This is a genomic window from Treponema sp. R80B11-R83G3 (assembly GCF_054786115.1).
Genome location: NZ_BDHF01000003.1, coordinates 35,809 through 55,736 on the forward strand (window position 1 = coordinate 35,809; position 19,928 = coordinate 55,736).

General features: G+C 41.2%; 14 protein-coding genes. 3 read left to right on the forward strand and 11 right to left on the reverse strand.

Going from position 1 to position 19,928, the window contains the following annotated elements; translation table 11 throughout:
- Positions 1–5: 5 nt before the first annotated feature.
- The 11 genes from ACYVRH_RS00865 to ACYVRH_RS00915 all read right to left on the reverse strand — a co-directional run bounded on the left by ACYVRH_RS00865 (position 6) and on the right by ACYVRH_RS00915 (position 16,788).
- Entirely contained in the window at positions 6–1,904 is a 1,899-nt protein-coding gene (locus ACYVRH_RS00865; RefSeq protein ID WP_461255043.1) for an adenylate/guanylate cyclase domain-containing protein, read from the reverse strand.
- Positions 1,904–4,138, reverse strand: coding sequence for a hybrid sensor histidine kinase/response regulator (locus ACYVRH_RS00870; RefSeq protein ID WP_461255044.1), 2,235 nt, complete (start codon positions 4,136–4,138; stop codon positions 1,904–1,906). Before ACYVRH_RS00870 ends, ACYVRH_RS00865 begins: the two co-directional genes overlap by 1 nt.
- A 37-nt stretch (positions 4,139–4,175) precedes the next feature.
- Positions 4,176–6,182, reverse strand: coding sequence for a methyl-accepting chemotaxis protein (locus ACYVRH_RS00875; protein ID WP_461255045.1), 2,007 nt, complete (start codon positions 6,180–6,182; stop codon positions 4,176–4,178).
- Positions 6,183–6,194: 12 nt separating this feature from the next.
- A complete protein-coding gene (locus tag ACYVRH_RS00880; RefSeq protein ID WP_461255046.1) occupies positions 6,195–7,688 on the reverse strand; it encodes a CheR family methyltransferase in 1,494 nt (497 codons plus the stop codon).
- 2 nt (positions 7,689–7,690) lie between these two features.
- Positions 7,691–8,695, reverse strand: a complete 1,005-nt coding sequence (cheB, locus tag ACYVRH_RS00885) for a chemotaxis-specific protein-glutamate methyltransferase CheB (protein ID WP_461255047.1) — start codon at positions 8,693–8,695, stop codon at positions 7,691–7,693.
- A complete protein-coding gene (locus ACYVRH_RS00890) occupies positions 8,692–9,165 on the reverse strand; it encodes a hypothetical protein (protein ID WP_461255048.1) in 474 nt (157 codons plus the stop codon). The genes cheB and ACYVRH_RS00890 overlap by 4 nt, the downstream gene beginning before the upstream one ends.
- Before the next feature lie 2 nt (positions 9,166–9,167).
- On the reverse strand, positions 9,168–9,653 hold the full coding sequence (locus tag ACYVRH_RS00895; RefSeq protein ID WP_461255049.1) for a chemotaxis protein CheW: 486 nt from the start codon (positions 9,651–9,653) through the stop codon (positions 9,168–9,170).
- Positions 9,654–9,679: 26 nt separating this feature from the next.
- Positions 9,680–11,668, reverse strand: coding sequence for an ATP-dependent DNA helicase (locus tag ACYVRH_RS00900; RefSeq protein ID WP_461255050.1), 1,989 nt, complete (start codon positions 11,666–11,668; stop codon positions 9,680–9,682).
- Positions 11,669–11,802: 134 nt separating this feature from the next.
- Positions 11,803–13,047: a M20 family metallo-hydrolase gene (locus ACYVRH_RS00905; protein WP_461255051.1), complete on the reverse strand. Its 1,245-nt coding sequence runs from the start codon at positions 13,045–13,047 to the stop codon at positions 11,803–11,805.
- Positions 13,044–14,012 (reverse strand): UDP-glucose 4-epimerase GalE, encoded by a 969-nt coding sequence (galE, locus tag ACYVRH_RS00910; protein ID WP_461255052.1) that lies wholly within the window; start codon positions 14,010–14,012, stop codon positions 13,044–13,046. The genes ACYVRH_RS00905 and galE overlap by 4 nt, the downstream gene beginning before the upstream one ends.
- 148 nt (positions 14,013–14,160) lie before the next feature.
- A complete protein-coding gene (locus ACYVRH_RS00915) occupies positions 14,161–16,788 on the reverse strand; it encodes an efflux RND transporter permease subunit (RefSeq protein WP_461255053.1) in 2,628 nt (875 codons plus the stop codon).
- Between the two features lie 121 nt (positions 16,789–16,909).
- Between ACYVRH_RS00915 and lepB (ACYVRH_RS00920) the strand changes: the two genes are divergently transcribed.
- Genes lepB (ACYVRH_RS00920) through hemW form a run of 3 tightly spaced genes read left to right on the forward strand, consistent with a single transcriptional unit; the run spans position 16,910 to position 19,819 of the window.
- The gene (lepB, locus tag ACYVRH_RS00920) at positions 16,910–17,905 is read left to right on the forward strand and encodes a signal peptidase I (RefSeq protein WP_461255054.1); all 996 of its coding nucleotides are present in this window, start codon (positions 16,910–16,912) and stop codon (positions 17,903–17,905) included.
- Positions 17,906–17,912: 7 nt separating this feature from the next.
- Positions 17,913–18,638, forward strand: coding sequence for a signal peptidase I (gene lepB, locus ACYVRH_RS00925; RefSeq protein WP_461255055.1), 726 nt, complete (start codon positions 17,913–17,915; stop codon positions 18,636–18,638).
- Positions 18,639–18,658: 20 nt separating this feature from the next.
- The gene (gene hemW / locus ACYVRH_RS00930; RefSeq protein WP_461255056.1) at positions 18,659–19,819 is read left to right on the forward strand and encodes a radical SAM family heme chaperone HemW; all 1,161 of its coding nucleotides are present in this window, start codon (positions 18,659–18,661) and stop codon (positions 19,817–19,819) included.
- Positions 19,820–19,928 lie beyond the last annotated feature (109 nt).

Genomic DNA, 19,928 nt, shown 5'->3' on the forward strand with positions numbered 1-19,928 from the left:
ATAATTTATTTTTCAGTAAACGTAATTACCCCGTCCCAATCATCGCCCACCTGCGACTGCGACAGTTTAATAGAGCGTTCAAGATAAAGTTTTGACAAAAAATCATCTTTATCGCTTTCCAACGCATTGTTAAAATACTCCTGCGCGAGTTTCCATTCGCGCAGGTAAAAAACCCTAAGCCCTTTATTGTAATTTACAAGCGTATCGCGGTTAATTAAAAGAGACTCCACTGAAGTTATATCGGCGGTTTCTCCAGAACGCAGTTTTTTTCCGTCGGAGCCCTGAAAACCCGAATAAACGGCGTATATGCCTACGGGTTTATCCTTTCCTTTTACCCGCACATTATCGATTTTACGGAAAAGAAATTTTTCTTTAGCGGCTTCATATACGGCTTCGGAAACTATAAGAGGATGATAATATGCCTTTGTAAGACTCTCAAGCCGGGAGGCGAGATTAACCGTATCGCCTATTATCGTGTAGTCCATTTTGCTCTTAAACCCGATATTTCCTAAAATACAGTCACCGTAATTTATGCCTATTCCGACTTTTACTTTATCTTTAAAAAACTCCATGCTCGTATTGTTTATTTTTTCAAGCGCGGCGAGCATTTTTACCGCCGCTTTTATCGCGTTTTCAGGGGATTCTTCATTATTCTTAAACGCCCCAAATACGGCCATAATGGCATCGCCTATAAATTTATCAACATGCCCGCTTTCAGAAATTATTTCGCTTCCCATTTTAGCGAAAAAATTATTTAAAAAATCAACGACAACCTGCGCGTCATAATGTTCGGACATATTTGTAAAATCCCTAATATCGCAGAACAGCACCGATACTTTTCTATTTTCGCTTAAGATGGTTTTTTTCGCGGTTTCATTGATTATCTCGTCCATCACATCCCCGGGAACATAACGGGCGAACGCGGCGCGGGTTCTTTTTTGAAGTTCGACAAAATTATGGATGGAAAGCGCGTTTGCGATGATGGGGGATGCCGAGCTTGCAAACACATTGACATTTTCCATAATTGCCGGCGTAAAATACTCATTTATTGAATTTGCGATATGCAGGGAAGCGAAACTCTCGCCTGCGGAAGATAGGGGAATAAAAATATAGGAAGATATGGTTTTCCTGTTTTGTCCTGTTGGACGGAAATTTTTTATCCTGTTGGAAATAATTTTAAAGCCCTGAAACAAGTTATTAAAATCAGACGTGCATACGCCTAAAAAATTATCGTATATTTCTTTTGAATACGAGCTGAAATTATCCGTATAAACATATACAAATCCGTTATTTCCTTTGATTATTAAAGTTACAATTTCCGCTTCACAAACCGTGTGAAGAAGCTCAATTATTCCCTGCGCCGTCATTTCAATTGAATTTACCCTTTTTGACAAATCAGAAAGAAGTCCGATAATTGTAGTTTGGAAAAGTTTATTATCAAGAAGGTTATTTACTATTTCTATAATGGAGTCGTCGTTAATTTTTCTGCTTTCTTTTTCAATAGCGTCAAAATCAATTTCATGCGCGGAAGAAAATATTTTTTCAATAAGGGTAATCAGCATATTAATATTTTCAGGCGATTTTTCAATGTAATAATCCGCTCCCGTTTGCAGACCCCAAAATTTATCTTTTGTTTCATCAAGGGACGTGAACATTATTACGGGGATGTTCTTTGTATTTTTACGCGACTTTAAAAAGCGCGTAACCTGATACCCTTTAAAAAGAGGCATTTCAACGTCAGAGATAATAAGGTGGGGCATAAAGCCGAAAACTTTTTTAATGCCTTCAAACCCGTTTACCGCCCTTTGAATATTATATTTTGACTGATCAAAGGAGCTTATCAGCATTTCCGCGAAAATATCGGAATCTTCCATAATTAATATGCGTTTTAATTCTTCACTCATTATCCCGCTCCTACAAGTGAATTAACGGCATCGAGCAAATTATGATTATTAAAAGAATTTTTAACAATATACCGCGAAGCTCCAAGCTGAAAGGTGCGTTTTTGCTCTTCTTCATTATCCATGGATGAAATTACAATAATTGGAATCTTTGAAAGGTCTTCGTTCTTTTTTAAATTTTCAATAAGCATAAAGCCGTCCATAACCGGTAAATTTAAATCGGTGCATATTAAATCATAATGATTTGTTTTTGCCGCCTTTAACGCCTGCGCCCCGTCCGCCGCAGTATCAACAACGTATCCTTCCGATGAAAGAATTTCACTTTCAATTTCACGTATGGGAAGCGAATCGTCAACAATAAGAATTGATTTTTTTAATTTGTCAAATTCAATGGCGTGCTTTTTAATATCAAGAGCTTTTATGCGTTTTGCCATTTTAATTACGGTTGGAATATGCAAAACGCTGACCATTTCATAGTCTTCGTTTAAAACAATACCGGAAAAAATGCTCATGTTTTCCATAAAAGCGGGCATTGTTTTAAGAATTACGGATCTCATGCTGTCTATGTTATTAACGGCAATAGCCGCTATATCATCATAAGAACGGATAATTACGACAAAAAGTATATCCGAGACTCCAGCGGCATCTGTTTTAATTTGTAAAATCTGGCTAAGGTAATATAATTTAATAATACGGTCGTTATATTTTATTTCAGGCTTGTCCACCACGGTAATTATCTCATCGCGGTTTAAAAGCATTATCGCTTCGACAAAATTAGCGGGAATAATAAATTTCATTCCGTTACATTCAATTGGAAAGCCCATAAGGGCGGCGATGGAAAGCGGGACAATAATGGTAAATTTTGAGCCTTCCCCCTGGACGCTGTCTACAAGAATGCTTCCCTTTAAAGATTCCACGCATTCGCGGACCACGTCCATTCCGACCCCCCTGCCTGACACGCTGCTTAAACTGCCCGATGTTGAAAAACCGCTTTGAAAAATTAAATTTATCAGTTCTTCCTTAGAAAGCCCTGCCGCCGCCGCCGCCGTAACAAATCCCCCTTTTACCGCTTTCTGCCTGATTTTCTCAAGGTCAATGCCGCGTCCGTCATCGGAAATAATTATTTTCATATTGCCGCTTTCACGCGAACAAATTATGGATATTATGCCGGTTTCATCTTTTCCGGCGGTAATGCGTTCCTGCGGCGTTTCAATTCCGTGATCAACCGCGTTACGCACAAGGTGAATAAATACTTCCGATATTGTTTCAATAATGTTTTTATCTATTTCATTTTCCTGCCCTTCAATAACAAGCCGTACTTTTTTGCCGAGTTCCTGAGAGAGATGAAACACATAACGGGGGTAACTGTCAAAAATTGTGGAAATTGGAAGGGTACGCAGTGAAATTACCCTGTCATAAGCGGTTCTTATGCTGGTTTCAGCGTCAATAAAGTAATTTTTTAAAGCTGAATTTAACCTCTCTCCCATTCTTTCCAGTTTCCTGAAATTTGCCGCTTGTACGGGATCATACTTTTTATACTCTTTAAACGATTTTGAAAAATCCTTCATAAGCTTGGTAATTTCCATGCTGTTTTGAGAAAGGCTTTTTGCAGAAATTTCCAGCGTATGCAAAGAAGCGATGCTTTTTATTATTTCATCTATTTTTTCAAGAGGAACGCGTATTGACTCGCTTTTTGTATCTTTGTGTTTTTCCGGGACTTGAGTTTTATTTGCCGTTTCTTTTTCAGCGGGCGCTTGCGCCGTTTCGGATGTTTGCGGCATAACCGCATCTTTTTCCGAAGATTGTTTTTTTATTGAAGCGGATTTTTCCGTTTTTGGCAATGAATATTCTTCACCGGCCGCAAGAAGAGTAAGATTTTTTACATATTCGCCAATTTCAATATTGTCGTCTTTTGTATTTTGCAATACGTTGATGCCGTCTTTAAGAATGTCTAAAGAAGACAGGATTAATTTTAACGCGTTCTCGGAAAAACCTATTCTTTGCTCGCGTATGGCGACAAAAACGCTTTCAAGCAGATGGCTTAATTCTTCGATACGCTTAAACTCAAGCATACGGGAAGTGCCTTTAAGGGTATGAAGGGAGCGCAGTAAAGTGGCGAGATCATCTTCTACCGAAACGCCGTCTTTTATGTCAAATATTAGGGTTTCGACCGTGGATAAAATTTCAAGTCCTTCATCAATATATTTTTTGATGAATTTTTCCTTGTCTATCGCCATGGCTTCTCCCATGAATCTTTTCTTGCAACTGGCATCATTAATTATTACCGCCCGTTATATGATATTTTGCAAGAGTTTCTTTTAGTTCTTTTGACATATTATTAAGTTTATTCACCGTTTCCGACGTAATGACTGTTGCGTGGACAAATTGATTTACGCCTGCGGAAATTTCTTTTAACGCGGAGAAAACCTGAGTTGCGGCGTATTCCTGCTGTTTGGTTAGGGAAGAAATCTGCTGCGTGCGTATTGCGACATTCTTGGAAGCGTCCACTATATTTTCAAAAACTTCTTTTTGTTCGACAATTCTGTTGTAACCTATGTCAATTTTACGCGAACCGTTATTTGCTTCAGTTAACAGGCTCTGCGAAGCTTCCTGCAATTCTGAAATTTTTTCTTTTATTTCGGAAGCGGACTCCACGACATTGTCGGCAAAGCGGCGTATTTCTGAAGCCACTACCGAGAAACGGGAACCGGCTTCACCCGATGACGACGCTTCAAGAGCCGCGTTAAAAGCGATAAGTTTGGTATGATCCGCGATTGTGTCAATTAGTTTTACCGACTCGTCAATTCTGGAAAGCATTTCGGCGAGGTTTCTGATTATTTCAATAATCTTAGCGTTTTGATTGCGCACGTCAAGCATCATGTTTTCATTTATTTCCCTAAGTTCAGCGCCGCGCCTGCTAAGTTCCTGCGTTTGTGAGGCAAGATGCGCCACTTCCGAGGTTTTTTCGGCAGATTGGGCGGAAATGTTTCTGTTGTTTTCCATTGTGGTTACAATTTCGGAAACGCTTGCGGATTGTTCGTTGGCGACGGCGGTCATTTCTTTTGTTGTTGAAGAAAGTTCATATACGGACGTGGAGACCATTGAAGTATTTTTATTAAATGACGAAAATGTATTCTGTAACTTTGATAAAAATACGCTTAACGCTTTCATAAAATCGCCAAGTTCGTCATTTGAAAGCGATTCTATTTTTACGGTAAGATCGTTTTCATTTAATCGTTTAAATACTACGCTCATGTTGTCAGTAGCTTTACGAATGCCGAAATTTGTAATAAAAATTATAACAAACGCGAATAATGTGGCAAAAATCGCGGCGGTAAGCGATAATATTAACCTAAGCCGGTATGTTGAAATTCTTTTTAAAATGAGGGCTTCCAAACGGTCAAGGGAAGCGGTTTGAAGGCGAAAAGTCGCGTTGTTTACTCTGCTTGCCACGTCATAAAGAGCCGGAATAACTTGAGTATTTAATTCAGGTTCATTAATTATACTTCCTACCGTACTCGCATAATAAGCGATGTTGTCATAACAGGCTTTTAAAAGAATTTCAAAAGATTCAAGAGTGTCAGTATTTTTTTTCCTCATAGTTCCCGCGGTATTAAACCTGTTTTGTATCCTGGAATTGTCTGAATACTGTAATAATTCAAGATTAAGCTGAAGTTCCGTTCTGCGTCTTTGAGTGAAAGCGCCGGATTCAATAGTTCTTAACAAATTTCCTATTAAAACCACCCTGTCCTGCGCCTGAGGCAGTTCATTAATTGATGCGGCGATAAGATACGCGCTTTCAATATCACTGTCCGTAACCAGCCCTGAAATATCCCCTATATAAACTATTATTCTATTTAAATCCTGCATTATCTGCCTGTATGCCCATAAAACAGAATCCCGAATCACCGTTTTTGACATATTCTCCCAATTTTCAATAAGAGTCTGGGGAGACACGACATAAGCTTCATTTGAAAAATATTCTTCATATTTATCTTTTATTTCAAAAAGTAATTCCGTTATATGTTGTTTGGTATAATCAATATCGCCCGGAGAATTATCAATATATATGCGGATATAAAAAGGAATGTTTTGCATTAACTCAAAGACGGGGCGCAGAACTTCAATCCCTTTAAGTTCAATACGATCTTTTTTTATCGAAGAAAAAGATGCGGAAATAACGGAATGTAGCATTATTCCCAACGGTAATAAAAAAACAAAAGCGCTGACCGTTAATTTGGTGATTAATTTTATTTTTATATTTTTTAATTTTGTTTCCATGCAAAACCTCTTTTACGATAATTTCTTTTCCAAAATTCTCAGGAAATAATCTGGAGAAAATCCTCCCATAAAACATTCATAATTACGTTCGCCGTTGGGTTCCAGGTTTTGCAAAAGTTCTATGCTTTCAATTGTTTTTTTTATTTTATATTCATATCTTGTGGGATTTCCTTCGGAGGCAATAACGGCAATTCTGTAAAAAGCGGGCCAAAAATATTTGTCTTTTACCGAAGATTCAACATAGAATTTTTCCGCTTCTTGTAAAATGTTACGGTGAAAATAATGTTCACCCCTTAAGAATTTTGTAAACGCGCCTGAATTGTTTTTTTCAAGGTATGAAATAATAGTATCCGCGTTTTCCAAATCCTGCGTATTTAAAAAATAAATGGCGGATGCCGCAAGAGCGCCTCCTGAAAGAGCGGAAAAATATTCATTTGTAAGGGCATTAAGAGTTTTTTCCGCGTTTGGTTTGCCGTCTTCTGTTTTTAAAATTTCCGTTATTTCGGCGCAACTTACGGAAATTTCTTCCCTTCTTGGCTGGATATGCCGCGTATGTTTTTCTACGGCGGGTTTATCCTGTTTTTTATTTTGATAATTGTTACTTGCATATGGTTCCGTCAAATTATTATATGTTCCTAATTGATCGTAAATAAACGGAGTTCCGGTTTTTTGAAAATAAAATACGTCACTGGAATTTTTATTCGTGAGCAAAGGATGTCTTACGGCGGATGTTTCTGAAATGCCCATAAAAAGAAGGCCGTTACTAAAGAGCGATTCCGCAAGATTATTAATGACAAATATTCTGTTCTTATTTGAAAAATAAATTAAGGAATTTCTAAAAAATATTATATCATACTGTTTTTCAAGCCCGCGCATGATGTTATGCGGGAAAAAACGCACTTTTCTGCGGATATTTTGGGATACGATAAATTCATTATTATCATGAATCAAGTATGAGTCAAGAATATGTTTCCATGAGGAACCGTCAGAGCGCAGCGCGTTTGATGTATAACGGGCGTTTTTTGCGGTTTCTATGGCGTCAACGCTTACGTCAAACGCGTCAATGGTAAAATCAAAATTAAGCCCGTTTTTTATATGGTAATCAAGAAGCATTGCGATACTGTACGCTTCACACCCGATTGAAACGGCGGCTGAGCATATTTGTAACGGGCGGCCAAGTTCAGCCAATTCGGGCAAAACGCCCGCGAGAAGATCAAAATGGGCGCCCTCCCTGAAAAAATATGTTTCGTTGACGGTAAGAAATTTTGATATGCTGAATATCTGTTCACGGGAAGTAAGAAGATATTCATAAGCGGCTGGGTTTTTAATAAAAGACGAGCCGCAGTTATTTTCCAGATATTCATTTAGTTTTATAAGAGATTCGCTTCCCGCCCTTATGCCAAGTATCTGTTCAATGCGGTAATATAAGAATAACAATGCGGGGTCACAGAGTATTTCAGGCGGAACTTCCACTGCGTTATCTGAAGCCGCTGCGTTTAATGGCATTTTTAACTTTCTCCCCCCGTTAACGATATTAATTTGAGCGCTATTTCGTTTAACGGCAGCACCATGTCCACGCAGCCCGTTTGAACTGCGGCCTCGGGCATTCCATAGATCATGGAAGTCGCCTCATCCTGAGCTATAGTTATGCCGCCCGCATTTTTTACTAAACGGGTGCCTTCCGCGCCGTCATTGCCCATGCCGGTAAGAACTACGCTTACAAGGGAACTGCCGTATTGTTCCGCCGCGCTCTTAAATAAAAAATCAGCCGCCGGTTTCTGGCTGTTGACAGGGGCGCTGTCGTCAAACGCGATGCCTGATGATCCTATAATAAGATGTTTTTCCGTAGGACCTACATAAACATTTCCCCTTGAAGGATAAATTCCATTTTCAGCAATCTGTACGTTAAGTTGTGAATAACCGTCCAGCCATTGCACAAAACCTTTGTCAAACCCCGATGTATTATGCTGTACAAGCAATATCGGCACGGGAAAAGTTGCGGGAAGAGCGGAAAATAACTGGCATAGGGCCATAGGACCGCCAGTGGAAGACGCTATAACTACGCATTTAATTTTCTTTTGAACAACGTTGTTTTGTCCTAAAGCTTCCTGTAATGGAAATTTTTTCTTAATATTCGCTATATGTTTTAACGTGTTAAATATTTCGCTTCTCTGACTGTCGCTGATTTTAGAAGTAAAATTATCCTTTGCGAAAAATTCATGCGCTCCTTTAACGGCCGCTTCATAGGCCATCTTTGCGGTATCGTGGGTGCTTACTACGACTATGCCGCATTGGCTGAATTTCCTGATTTCTACAATCGCGTCAAGCCCGTTCATTACGGGCATTTCATAATCCATTGTTATGAGATCAGGATTTAAATTTCTTGCTTTGTCTACGCTGTCACGCCCGTCTTCGGCTTCGCCGACAATTTCAAAAGAGCCTTCGCTTTCTAGAAAATCCCGCAGAATTGAACGAACCAGCGGGCTGTCATCGACAATTAATGTTCTAATCATGTTATTAATTCCTTATGAATATTTTTAACCAACTTGTGCGGATTAAGCAGGAGGACAAGTTCTTTTGTTTTGTCTTCAACCGCGCCGCTCTCTTTAGGTGCGCCACTTTGGCAGTCATTAAAAAAAATGCCGCTAAAAATAAGCGCAAATTGCATAACGCCCATGATTTTTGGCAACGGATAAATTTTTTCGGCGGCGAGGTCCCTTTCGCTTTCAACCGCCGTACTGAATAATATCACCCTGTTGTCCGTTGAATCATGGTTGTTACTGCCGTCTTTTAAAATAATTCCGTGTTTTACATTCGCGTCCGGACAATTAAAAAGCAATGGAAGGGATATATGAATATTGCAGTTTTCATTATTAAAATCAATTTTATGAATTAAATTATCTTGATGAAGAAAAATTGAAGAAACGCTGTCCATTGGAATAGCGAGAGAAAACCATGAATAGGAACAAATGAACACTCTCATCTTTAAGCTATCTCCTTTGAGACGCGGCTCATTATACTGTTCGCGTCAAGAACAAAAACATCGCCGTTTTCCCACTTGAAAGACGCGCAAATTAAGTCCGTCAGATCCCCTGAATCGGAATTTCTTTCAACAATAAGAAGCTCCTCGTTCTGTATGTCCGCAATGCCCGCCACATCGTCAATAAGAAATGCGATTCTGTCAATTTCTTCTTTAAGAATTATTATTTTATTGCGCGGGCTTGGAGTCTTTTGGAATAAAAGCCCGATGTCAAATAAGGCGTAAGGAGCCGAATATCTGTTTACAACTCCAAGCACATAAGAAGGCATGAGCGGTAACGGGAATACTTTGTCAAATAACGCGATTTCCCCAATCAGTCGGGACGGAAAACTGTATAATTTTCCCAATATGGAGAAGACAAGGAATTTTTCACTGTTTACCGTTTCTGCGGACTCCTGCACGAGTTCTTCAGAATCCGTATAATCTGACATTCGTTACCTCTATGTCAATTATACCATTAATATAGGAAGTTTTCTATGTCTTGTAAAATATTGTTAAGATTGCTAAAGCTTGTTTTTGTTTCGGGCAGAGATTGTCGAAATAAACTACCATAAGCTTTTTTTAAAATTCGCCCGTCAAGAACCGCTACCACGCCCTTGTCGGCGCTTCTGCGCATAAGCCTTCCAAAGCCCTGCTTAAACTTCATGACAGCTTGGGGCAGGGAAAGCTCTAAAAAGGGGTTTCCGCCGCGCTTTTCCACAGCTTCCCTTCGCGCTTCGTGAACAGGGTCGCCTGGCGTGCGGAAAGGCAGTCTGCATATAATGACCAGCCTCAGGGTGTCGCCGGGCGCGTCTACTCCTTCCCAGAACGAGTCTGTGGCAAAAAGGCAGGAGCTTTCATCGGACAGAAACGCCTGTAACAGGCGGGTACGGTCGTCATCCCCCTGCTTCAGACAGCGTATGCCCATTGGGGTAAGTTCCGCTAAAGCGGCGTTGTAACTGCCTGTTAACGATTGATAAGAAGTGAATAGCACAAGGGCAGAGCCTCCTGCTACGGCGGCAAGACTTGCCACTGCTTTATTGACAAATTCCTGATACCCTTCTTCATCTGGGAGTGGAGCGTCTTGCGGGGAGGCAAGGAGGACGGCGCTTGAGTAGGGAAAGGGAGAAGGGAAACATCCTGAAAGCGGCTGACGAGAATTGATGCTGCCGATGCCGCAACGGCTTGCCCAGAAAGTGAAATCATCGTTAATTGCCAATGTCGCGGATACGCAGACCACGGTTTTATTTGGCGAAAATACGCTGTCTTTCAGTATTGGAGCCAGATCAAGAGGCGTTTTTGTAAAGACGGCCCAGGGGTTATTTTTTAACCGTAATTTTTCTATCCATAAAACATGGTCATCGTGTTTTTTATAAAGGCAAAAAACATTGCAAATTTCAGCCGCGCCGTCTAACCTTCTTACAATAGTTTTAATCTCCCAAACAATAGGGTCAGCCATTTGCTCATCGTCAAGGTTTTCTAAAATATCACGGATCATATTTGTAAGGCTGAGTATGTCTTTTCGCAACGCCTTAAAATTTGGGAATAACGCTTTTTTTAAAAATGATTCATCAACGGACGGGGAAAGCCTAAAAATCCCCTCAATGCCGCAGAGTTCCAAGGCGCAATCGTCAAGACTTTCAACTGACGAGCGTATTTTTTGAATAACATCCGCCATATCGTCTAACTTGTCTTCGCCTGTGGGCAGTATCGCGCACAGTCTTACAAGTAAGCCGCGCATATTTGCTTTGCGCGTATTGTAAAGCCTTGAAAGTTGGCGGAAAATTCCTGTTCTTGCAAATTCCTGCGAAAAAAATGAAGTCGCGGCGTTTTCAATTGTGTGCGCCTCGTCTATTATAAGCCGGTTAAAAGGCGGCAAAACTACCGCGCTTTCATAACCCGCGCCCTGATACCTTGCCGCCAAATCCGCGAAAAGCAGATGATGATTCACTACGATTATGTGCGCGTTATTGGCTTCCCTGCGGAGGGCAAGTATAAAACACTTATCCCTCCAAGGGCAGTGATTTCCCAAACATAGATCAGATTCGGAGCATACGCCCGCCCATAGGGTTTCGGAAGGCATAAAGGCAAGTTCCGACTTTGCCCCTGTTTTTGTTTTCCGCGACCATTCAACAATATTGTCAATTTCATTTTTATCAAAGTCAAAAAGCAGGCCTTCGCGTAACGTGTCGTCTAGGCGGCGCAGGCACAGATAATTGCCCCTTCCTTTCATTATAACAGATTTAATTTTAACGTCCGGCATGCTTGAAGCGACAAGCGGGATGTCTTTTTCAAATAACTGCTGTTGCAGGGTAATGGTAGCGGTTGAGATTACAACTTTTTCCTTGTTTGCGAGCGCAAAGTGCATGGCGGGAAGGAGGTAGGCGAATGATTTTCCCACGCCCGTACCCGCTTCCGCCATAACAAGAGCGTCTTCGTTAAAGGCGCGGGTAATAAGGGCAAGCAAGTCAAGCTGAGATTTGCGCGGCTCATAGGAGGAAAGAAGTTCCGCTACAGATCCGCCTTCGCATAGGGAAGCTATTATTTTTTCGCAGTCGATGATTTTTGCCGCGCTGATTTTCTCCCCCTCCCATAAAAACGCTAACTAATCGCCAATAACGCGAAAACTTTGGCATCCCCAAGAATATTTTCCAAAAGCGCGTACTCATTCGGCTGGTGAAGGGTTTCCTGCGTTTTTGTCCAGACCGCGCAATCTATTCCAATGTTGCGAAGATATGCCGCCATTGTGCCGCCGCCGATGCCTATAGGGCGCGGCCTGACTGAATAGACCTGAGGTATAGCATTATTCAGTAAAGTGACAATCGGCGCTTTTACATCGGTAGCTTTTGACTGCGTTGACTGCGATAAAGAGTATTCAACCGTAACGTGATATTCTTTTTCTATTTTAGTTTTTATTTTGTCAATTTCCGCGAATACCGAATCTTTTGAATAGCAGGGAAGGACGCGCATATCCATGTAAAAAACATCTTCGCCTGGAATAGTATTGATGTTAGGGACGTTTGCTTCTTTTTTTGTAGGTTGAAAAGTGGAGTAGTCAGGGTCAAACATAGAATCTCTTTTTTTAAATTTTGCCGAAAGCCCATGATGAAGGCGTGTAGCAAGAGCCGCCCCCGCCAAAAAAGCGTTACTGCCCAAATCCGGCATTGAACCGTGCGCTTGCTTTCCGTGGGTAACAAACTTCACCCAAAAAATATGCTTCTCCGCGATTTCAATACATTCGCCCTTTATGTCCCCTCCGTCAGGCACCAGTACCATGTCATTTTTATTAAATAATTCGCCGTGATTTTTTACAAGCCACTCAATTCCAAAAGCGGATCCCACTTCTTCGTCAGCCGCAAATAAAAGCTTTATTGTCCGCGAAGGTTTTAATCCCTGACTTACAAAAGCCAGCGCAGTAATAACAGAAGACGTTAATCCCTGCTGGTTGTCCTCCACCCCCCGCCCGATAACCCTAGGGCCGGGTGAATCATCCTTGCGTATAACAGTCCACGGATCGCTTTCCCATAATTTTTCTTCTCCGGGCGGCACAACGTCAAGGTGGCTTAAAATCCACAGTCTTCCCGCGTCTTTATTGTCCGTGCCGCCGTCAATTGTCGCGACTAAATTCGGGCGAATCTTGCTTTTTACCCTGTCATCGGACGCGTCAAAACGCTCAAGCCGCGTTATGCCGTGAGCGCGAAGCCACTTCTCAAGGAATAGGCACTTTTCCAATTCGCCGTCTCCGCCCGATTCGGGGGAAATGGCTTGGCGTTTGGTAAGTTCAGTTTCAAGTTCAACCGCCAAATCCGCAGAATTATTGATATATGATAATAATTTCTCTTTCATTTTGAATACGCGCTCCAGCTTGTTTTTATCAGCGTTTCTATATCAGAGTAACGCGCCTGCCAGCCCAATAATTCACGCGCAAGAGACGCGGAAGCCGTAAGTTTTGCGGGGTCTCCCGGGCGGCGGTCTGTAATTTTAGCGGGTATTGGCTTTCCTGTTACTTTACGCGCCGTTTCAAGAACTTCGGTTACGGAAAAACCTTGTTCGCTTCCAAGATTAACGGTTATGCTTTTATTATTTTTTATAATGTAATCAAGCGCCATGAAATGCCCTGACGCGAGATCGCTAACATGGATATAATCGCGTATGCAAGTGCCGTCCGGAGTGTCATAATCGCTGCCGAAGACCTGCATTTCCTTTCTAATGCCGCAGGCTGTTTCCATGATAACGGGGAGAAGATTCGCGGGGTTTTGTTCAAGGCCTTTTATTTTGCCTTTTACGTCGTAGCCTGCGGCATTAAAATAGCGGAGGTTGGCATAACGGATATTTTTTAATTTTTCATACCAGCCTAAAAAACGCTCGATTTCCAGTTTTGTAAAACCGTAATAATTCTCAGGATTTGTAGGGTGTTTTTCATCAATAGGCAGGTATTGAGGCTCTCCGTAAACGGCGGCGCTTGATGAAAAAACGATACGTTTGATTCCGGCTTCACAGGCGGCGTTTAAAATATTAAGCGTTCCGTAGATGTTATTGCGGGAATATTTTTCAGGATTCAGCATTGATTCACCGGCTGCTTTGGACGCCGCCAGATGAATGAGAGCGTCAAATGCATCGCTTTTCATGGCGGCGAGGAGCGATTGGTAATCGTGAATGTCGCCGTGAATAAACTTCGCTTCCAAAAAAAGATTTTCACGAAGCCCGCTTGAAAGATTGTCGTAAACGGCGCAGTTGCAGCCTTTATCAAGGAATTCCCTTGCAACATGGCTGCCTATGTATCCCGCGCCGCCTATTATTAATATGTTCATAGAATAATTATATCTTAATAAATAAAAAATTAATACATGATAAAAAAAGAATTTTTTTCCACGAACAACGGCAAGCTATGTATTAAAAGTTCGTGGTGTTCGTGTGGTTCGCGGTAAAACTTCTTCTTTTCAGGCCCTTTAAAATATTCTACTTATAAATAAATTTTGGCTTAATCAGCGCGAGCAAGGCGGGGAGGACCGTCAGGCTTACAAACGCGCTTGAAAACATGGTAATCGCGATTAACATTCCAAGATCGCATAACATTACAAAATTAGACAATATCAAAACGGCAAACCCGGCGCCAACCGACAAAGCGTTGATGATAATGGCTTTCCCCGAACTGAAAAAAACCTGGCGCAAAAAATCGCCCTTGCCGCCTGAGGCAAGATATTCGCGCTTGTACGCTTCCATGCAATGAATGGAGTAATCAATGCCAATGCCTACGGCGACGGCGGCAACCATCGAAGTGCCAAGATTCAGTTTAATACCGGCAAATCCCATAACGGCAAAATTAATCAGTATGGAAATTGACAGCGGAATAATTCCGATAATGCCGGCTATTATAGATTTGTTGGCTAACGATACTATAATAAAAACGCAAATGATGGAAAATAACATGGAAACAACCTGCGTTTGCACGACCTGATCGTTTAAAGAGCTTTCCACCATTGTAGTGCCGCCCAAAGTAAATTTTACGCCTGAGGGAAAATTAGCTGCGGCATATTGTTCTATCGTGCGGAAAATGGCGTGGCTGTCTTCCATTCCCACAGTACGAAGCTGAACCGTTGATTTAAACGCCGTAGGTTCAAGGGGATCGTTTGCGTATTCGCTGATGTTTCCCGAAAGAAGGACAAGGTAATTTGCTATTAATTTTTGTAAGTCTTCCTTACTTTCTTTTCCGTAACGTTTGGGATCAACGGGTATTTCATAATAAGCTGAGCCTTCATAATTGATCTGCTTTTTAAGTTCCCAAATAAGGTCATTAACATTCATTGCGCGGGATTTTCCGGCTGCGCGGTCAAACAGTTCTATCAATTCAGTTTGAGTGTAAACTTTATCTTTGTCCGCGCTTGAATTACTTGAGTTATTAGAATACGATACGGCGGAGTTATCATTCTCAAAAGAGGCAAATCCAAAATCATCGTCAACAAAATCGCCAAATCCAAAACTGTCGGAAACATTATTGGCGGCGGAAGAGGATGACGTTACGCGAAGTCCATCGGGGCTTTCATTCGCGTTAAAAACCTGATTAATGCGCTTTACAAGGTCTGTAAAACCCATTACTTTGCCTACGCCGGGAACGTTCTTTTGCAAATAAGAAGAAAGCCCGTCCATGGCCGCAAGGGTATCCGGGTGCAAGATAATTTCCGTACTTTCGGCGCTCGCGACAACGCTTACAACTTTTGAACCGCCAAATTGCTGTCTAATAAATTTATCCGCAATGTAAATCTCGGTATTTGGCCTGAAATATTCAACCATTACATTGTCAATAATTAATTTTGACAAACCGTAAACGGAAAAAATTACAACTATAAAAGCAATAAAAAGAATCGTCTTTTTTCTCAGCGCAAGGACGGAAAGATTATCCGCAAGGAAAACGCTTACCCCCTTATTTTTTGCGCCCGAGCCTTTGAAGGTTTTAATTTTTTTCGGCCCTCTTAAAATTAAAAGCGAAGGAATAAGCAAAATTGAAACTAAAAACGCTGCGGCTACCCCGAAACTTGAAAAATAGCCGAATTCCCTGCAAGGGGCCACGGACGTAAAACAAAATGAAAGAAAACTTACAAATGTGGTTAACGCCGCAAGAAAGACCGGCTTTATAATTTTATTTACAGTTTCAACAACAAGAGCGTTGTGTTCTTCGCGGCTTATATCGGAATTATCTGTTTCACGCCTTAAAAGATAATGGGTAACAATGTGAATTCCGTAAGCGCTCCCGACCGCTACCAGTATGACGGGCAGAACGGTGGAAATAACAGAAAGTTTAATGTTAAAAAGAGGCATTGCCCCTACAGACCATATTACCGATATAATTACCGAAATAAGGGGCAGTACGACGGGGGTAAAAGAGCGGAAAGAGATAAACAGTATTAACAGCACGACAAGAATTACAACGGGAATAAGCAGTTTAAGATCGGCGTTCATCGCCTCGTTTACTGTGGCGATAATGACGGGCATCCCCGTAACATGGACTGTCGCGTAATTGTCAAAAATATTGTGCGCTATGTCCCTGATTTTAATAAAGTATTCGTTTGTCTGTTTTGAGCTTGCCTGCTCGGAGTTTATCGACAACGGTATTAAAATTTGAGTCGCGGTAAAATCATCAGAAAAAAGCGCGCGCTCATACATATCCCAGGAGAGAAGACGGCGTTTTAATTCAGCTATTTCTTCCCGCGTTCCCGTAAAACCGTCTTTTAAAAGTTTTTCTACTACAATGGCGTCGTCTTCCGCCGTTATATATTCCGCGTTGATTAATGAAGTAACGCTTTTAACAATGGGTATGTCTTCAACCTTCTCCGTATAATCCCTTATGCTGTTAATAAAATCCGCGTCAAAAACCGTACCGTACTGCCGCTGTAGCCCTACAAGAATAAAAAATGAGCTGCCAAACATTCCGTCAATCCACCGTGACGTTTTAAGGGCGGGATCATCAAGCGGCACAAAACGGAGGTTGTTATTTTCCAATTCGGCTTTTGGCAGTTGAAAACAGAAAAAGGCTGTAATAATAGCGATAATAGCGGTAATTAACCATGGATATTTAAATACTTTTTGCATTTCTTCCTAATTTATTTAAAAATTACAAAATAAAAGAAATATTGTCAAGTTCATTATCAGGTTCACCTGCTAATCACTAACCACTTGCTTTAAAACTGCAATTCATGCTAAGATAGAATAAATGTCGAATACATCAAAACAGGCTGACTTTTTTGACCACATTCAAGTAATTACGGAAAAATTCCTGACTAAGCGGGCGCGTCTCCGCCATGAAAAAAAGGAAAAACGCAAGGCAAAAAACCCCGTTTTAGACTGGTTGGACGCGTTTATTTGGGCGGCTTGCATGGTTTTACTGGCAAATCAATATCTGGTACAGGCGTACAGGATTCCGTCAGGTTCAATGATAGACACGCTTAATATCGGCGACTTTGTTTTTGTTAATAAAATTGTTTATGGGCCTGAATTACTGCCCGGTTTTTTTAAACTGCCAAGCCTTATGAGCCCTAAGCGTAATGATATTATTATCTTTGAAAATCCCTCATATATTTCCAAAGGGGTCGCATTTGACGTAACTCAGCGCATTATCTATATGCTTACCTTAACATTTATTGATATTGATAAGGACGAAAAAGGGGAGCCAAGGGTTCATTTTCTTATTAAAAGGGCCGTCGGATATTCGGGGGATCATTTAATCATGGAGAATGGCAACATGAAGATACGTTTTTCAGGAGAGGACCGCTGGATAAATGAAAATGAATATAACGCGGCTGTCGGGTGGAACCACCATATAAGCAGATTAATGCAGTATGAACAATATCCCGCCCTAAGCGCGGCTGCCAAAGCTGCGGGATGGATTGACGCTAAATTGAACCCTTCCGAGGCTTTATATTCAAAGTCTCAGCCGTCAAGTGAAATGCGGTTTCCCGACTATCTTACTTATGAAAAAATAAGGATTGAAACGCTGCGAAAAGCGTCTCCCGGCGAGGCGCGTTACGCCGCGCTTTTGGCGAAACACCGTCTTGGCTGGTATGTGCCTAACGGAAGGATTTTACCGATGGGGGACAACCGTGACAATTCCAGGGACGGGCGTTATTTTGGCCCCGTAAAGAAGTCAAAAATTCTTGGAAAAGGGATGTTTATTTATTGGCCGTGGTGGCGAATGGGAATAATGAATTAGGGTAAATATGTTTGACAAATGGACGCAATATTCATATACCGCTCAAAAAAAACAAAGAAACAAGCTTTTTAAATATCTTTTTATTTTTATCATTTTGTATGTTATATATAATTGTTTTAACGCGTTCTTCTTTTCGGTATGGTCAGTTGATAATAACACAATGCAACCGGGGCTTAATTCCGGAGATCAGTTAATATTCACGTCATTTATTACTCCTTCATGGCTCCGTAACAAGAATGAACAAAATTATTTTCCGTTTAAGCGCGGAAATATCGTATTGGTAGATATGGGGCATTATAAAGACAAGAAAATGCCTTTGCGTATTATTGACGGAATTGTAAGGTTTTTTACGGCGCAAAAGAAAAGCATTTTTTCCGGGAAAGGGCAATACTATTTAAAAAGAGTCATCGCGCTTCCCGGCGATGAGATTTCCATGAGTAATTATGTATTTAGGGTAAAAGCCGCAGGAAGCACGTATAGCCTTACAGAGTTCGAACTTTCAGAAAAGCCGTATCAGCCGAATATTCCCAAAATGCCGGAGTTATGGGACGGCTCAATTCCTTTTTCGGGCAGTATGGATACCGTTATTTTGGGTCCTGACGAATGTTTTGTAATTTCAGACGACAGAAGCAACACAAACGATTCACGGACTTGGGGGGCTGTCTCCCCTTCATTAATCATAACGAGAGCTTTGCTCAGGTTCTGGCCTTTCGCGAAAATTGAACTGCTTTAAAATTGAAAACAAGCGCTTCATTGTATATTCATATTCCTTTTTGCGATTCCTTCTGCGATTACTGTGATTTTTATTCGGTAACCGTGAAAAATTTAAATGAAGGCTATATTGAATCATTTATTACCGCTCTTATAAACGACATAAAATTCCAGATAGATTATTTTGACATTAACAAAATTCCAACCGTTTACATAGGAGGCGGAACGCCGTCCGTTCTTGGAGCAAAAATATCCCGCATATTTGACGCGTTAAAAAAAATCCCCTTTTTTTCACCGGAAGAATTTACGGTGGAGGCGAATCCCGAATCAATTACGGAAGAATTTCTCGCTCTTTGCAGGCGGGGTGGAGTGAACAGGCTGAGTCTTGGAGCGCAAACTTTTCATGAGCCTTCGCGTCTTTCCGTGAATAGGAAAGGAAGCGCTCGTTTTTTGGAGAGCCAATTAAGCCTCGCCTGCAAATATTTTCCCGGCGCTCAAACGGATGCGGATTTGTCTTTTGATCTTATGACCGGCCTCCCGCATCAGGACGAAAAAATTGTCATGGAAGACATAAACCGTATTCGCGCCCACAACCCTTCGCATATTTCGCTTTACAGTCTGACCGTAGAAAAAAACACCGACTTGGAAGAAAAAATAAAAGCCAAAAAAATAATTCTGCCTGACAGTGATAAATCCGATTCCTTTTGGCTTTTCGGGCGCGATTTGCTTACAAGCGAAGGTTACAATCATTATGAAGTTTCCAATTTCGCTCAGGATGGGAAACAGTGTCTTCACAACATTCGTTATTGGCAAATGAAAAACTGGATTGGAGCGGGACCTTCCGCGTCAGGCACCTTGATAAACGAAGAAACCGCTGGGGCGAAGCGTTTTACTTACGCTAATGATGTTGACTCCTATATAAAATCACCGTTGATAACTTCCGCGCGTTGTGAAAACATTGATAAAACCGCTCTTTTAAAAGACGTAATTTTAATGGGTTTCCGCCTCAAAGAAGGCCCAGACAGGGAATTGTTCAAGAGCCGTTTTGGTCTCACGCTTGAAGAATGTATTCCCGAAACCTTAAAAAAATGGAAAGAAAAAGACAAAATGCTTTTCTTGAATAACTTTCTCTATGACGCATTTTCTGAGATAGAGGAAACAAAAGAATTTACCACGAACCGCACGAACACCACGAACTTTTAGCACATATCTTGTCGTTGTTCGTGTGGTTCGTGGTAAAAAAAATAATGTTAAAGCGAGAGAGAAAGCTCAGCGTCAGTTTTTCTGATGTATTCGGGGCCTGAATATATTT

What these genes read in the sequence shown, in the direction of transcription:
- ACYVRH_RS00865 (WP_461255043.1), bottom strand. Translation starts at nt 1,904, where the DNA reads ATGAGTGAAGAATTAAAACGCATATTAATTATGGAAGATTCCGATATT.
- ACYVRH_RS00870 (WP_461255044.1), bottom strand. Translation starts at nt 4,138, where the DNA reads ATGGCGATAGACAAGGAAAAATTCATCAAAAAATATATTGATGAAGGA.
- ACYVRH_RS00875 (WP_461255045.1), bottom strand. Translation starts at nt 6,182, where the DNA reads ATGGAAACAAAATTAAAAAATATAAAAATAAAATTAATCACCAAATTA.
- ACYVRH_RS00880 (WP_461255046.1), bottom strand. Translation starts at nt 7,688, where the DNA reads ATGCCATTAAACGCAGCGGCTTCAGATAACGCAGTGGAAGTTCCGCCT.
- cheB (WP_461255047.1), bottom strand. Translation starts at nt 8,695, where the DNA reads ATGATTAGAACATTAATTGTCGATGACAGCCCGCTGGTTCGTTCAATT.
- ACYVRH_RS00890 (WP_461255048.1), bottom strand. Translation starts at nt 9,165, where the DNA reads ATGAGAGTGTTCATTTGTTCCTATTCATGGTTTTCTCTCGCTATTCCA.
- ACYVRH_RS00895 (WP_461255049.1), bottom strand. Translation starts at nt 9,653, where the DNA reads ATGTCAGATTATACGGATTCTGAAGAACTCGTGCAGGAGTCCGCAGAA.
- ACYVRH_RS00905 (WP_461255051.1), bottom strand. Translation starts at nt 13,047, where the DNA reads ATGAAAGAGAAATTATTATCATATATCAATAATTCTGCGGATTTGGCG.
- galE (WP_461255052.1), bottom strand. Translation starts at nt 14,012, where the DNA reads ATGAACATATTAATAATAGGCGGCGCGGGATACATAGGCAGCCATGTT.
- ACYVRH_RS00915 (WP_461255053.1), bottom strand. Translation starts at nt 16,788, where the DNA reads ATGCAAAAAGTATTTAAATATCCATGGTTAATTACCGCTATTATCGCT.
- lepB (WP_461255054.1), top strand. Translation starts at nt 16,910, where the DNA reads ATGTCGAATACATCAAAACAGGCTGACTTTTTTGACCACATTCAAGTA.
- lepB (WP_461255055.1), top strand. Translation starts at nt 17,913, where the DNA reads ATGTTTGACAAATGGACGCAATATTCATATACCGCTCAAAAAAAACAA.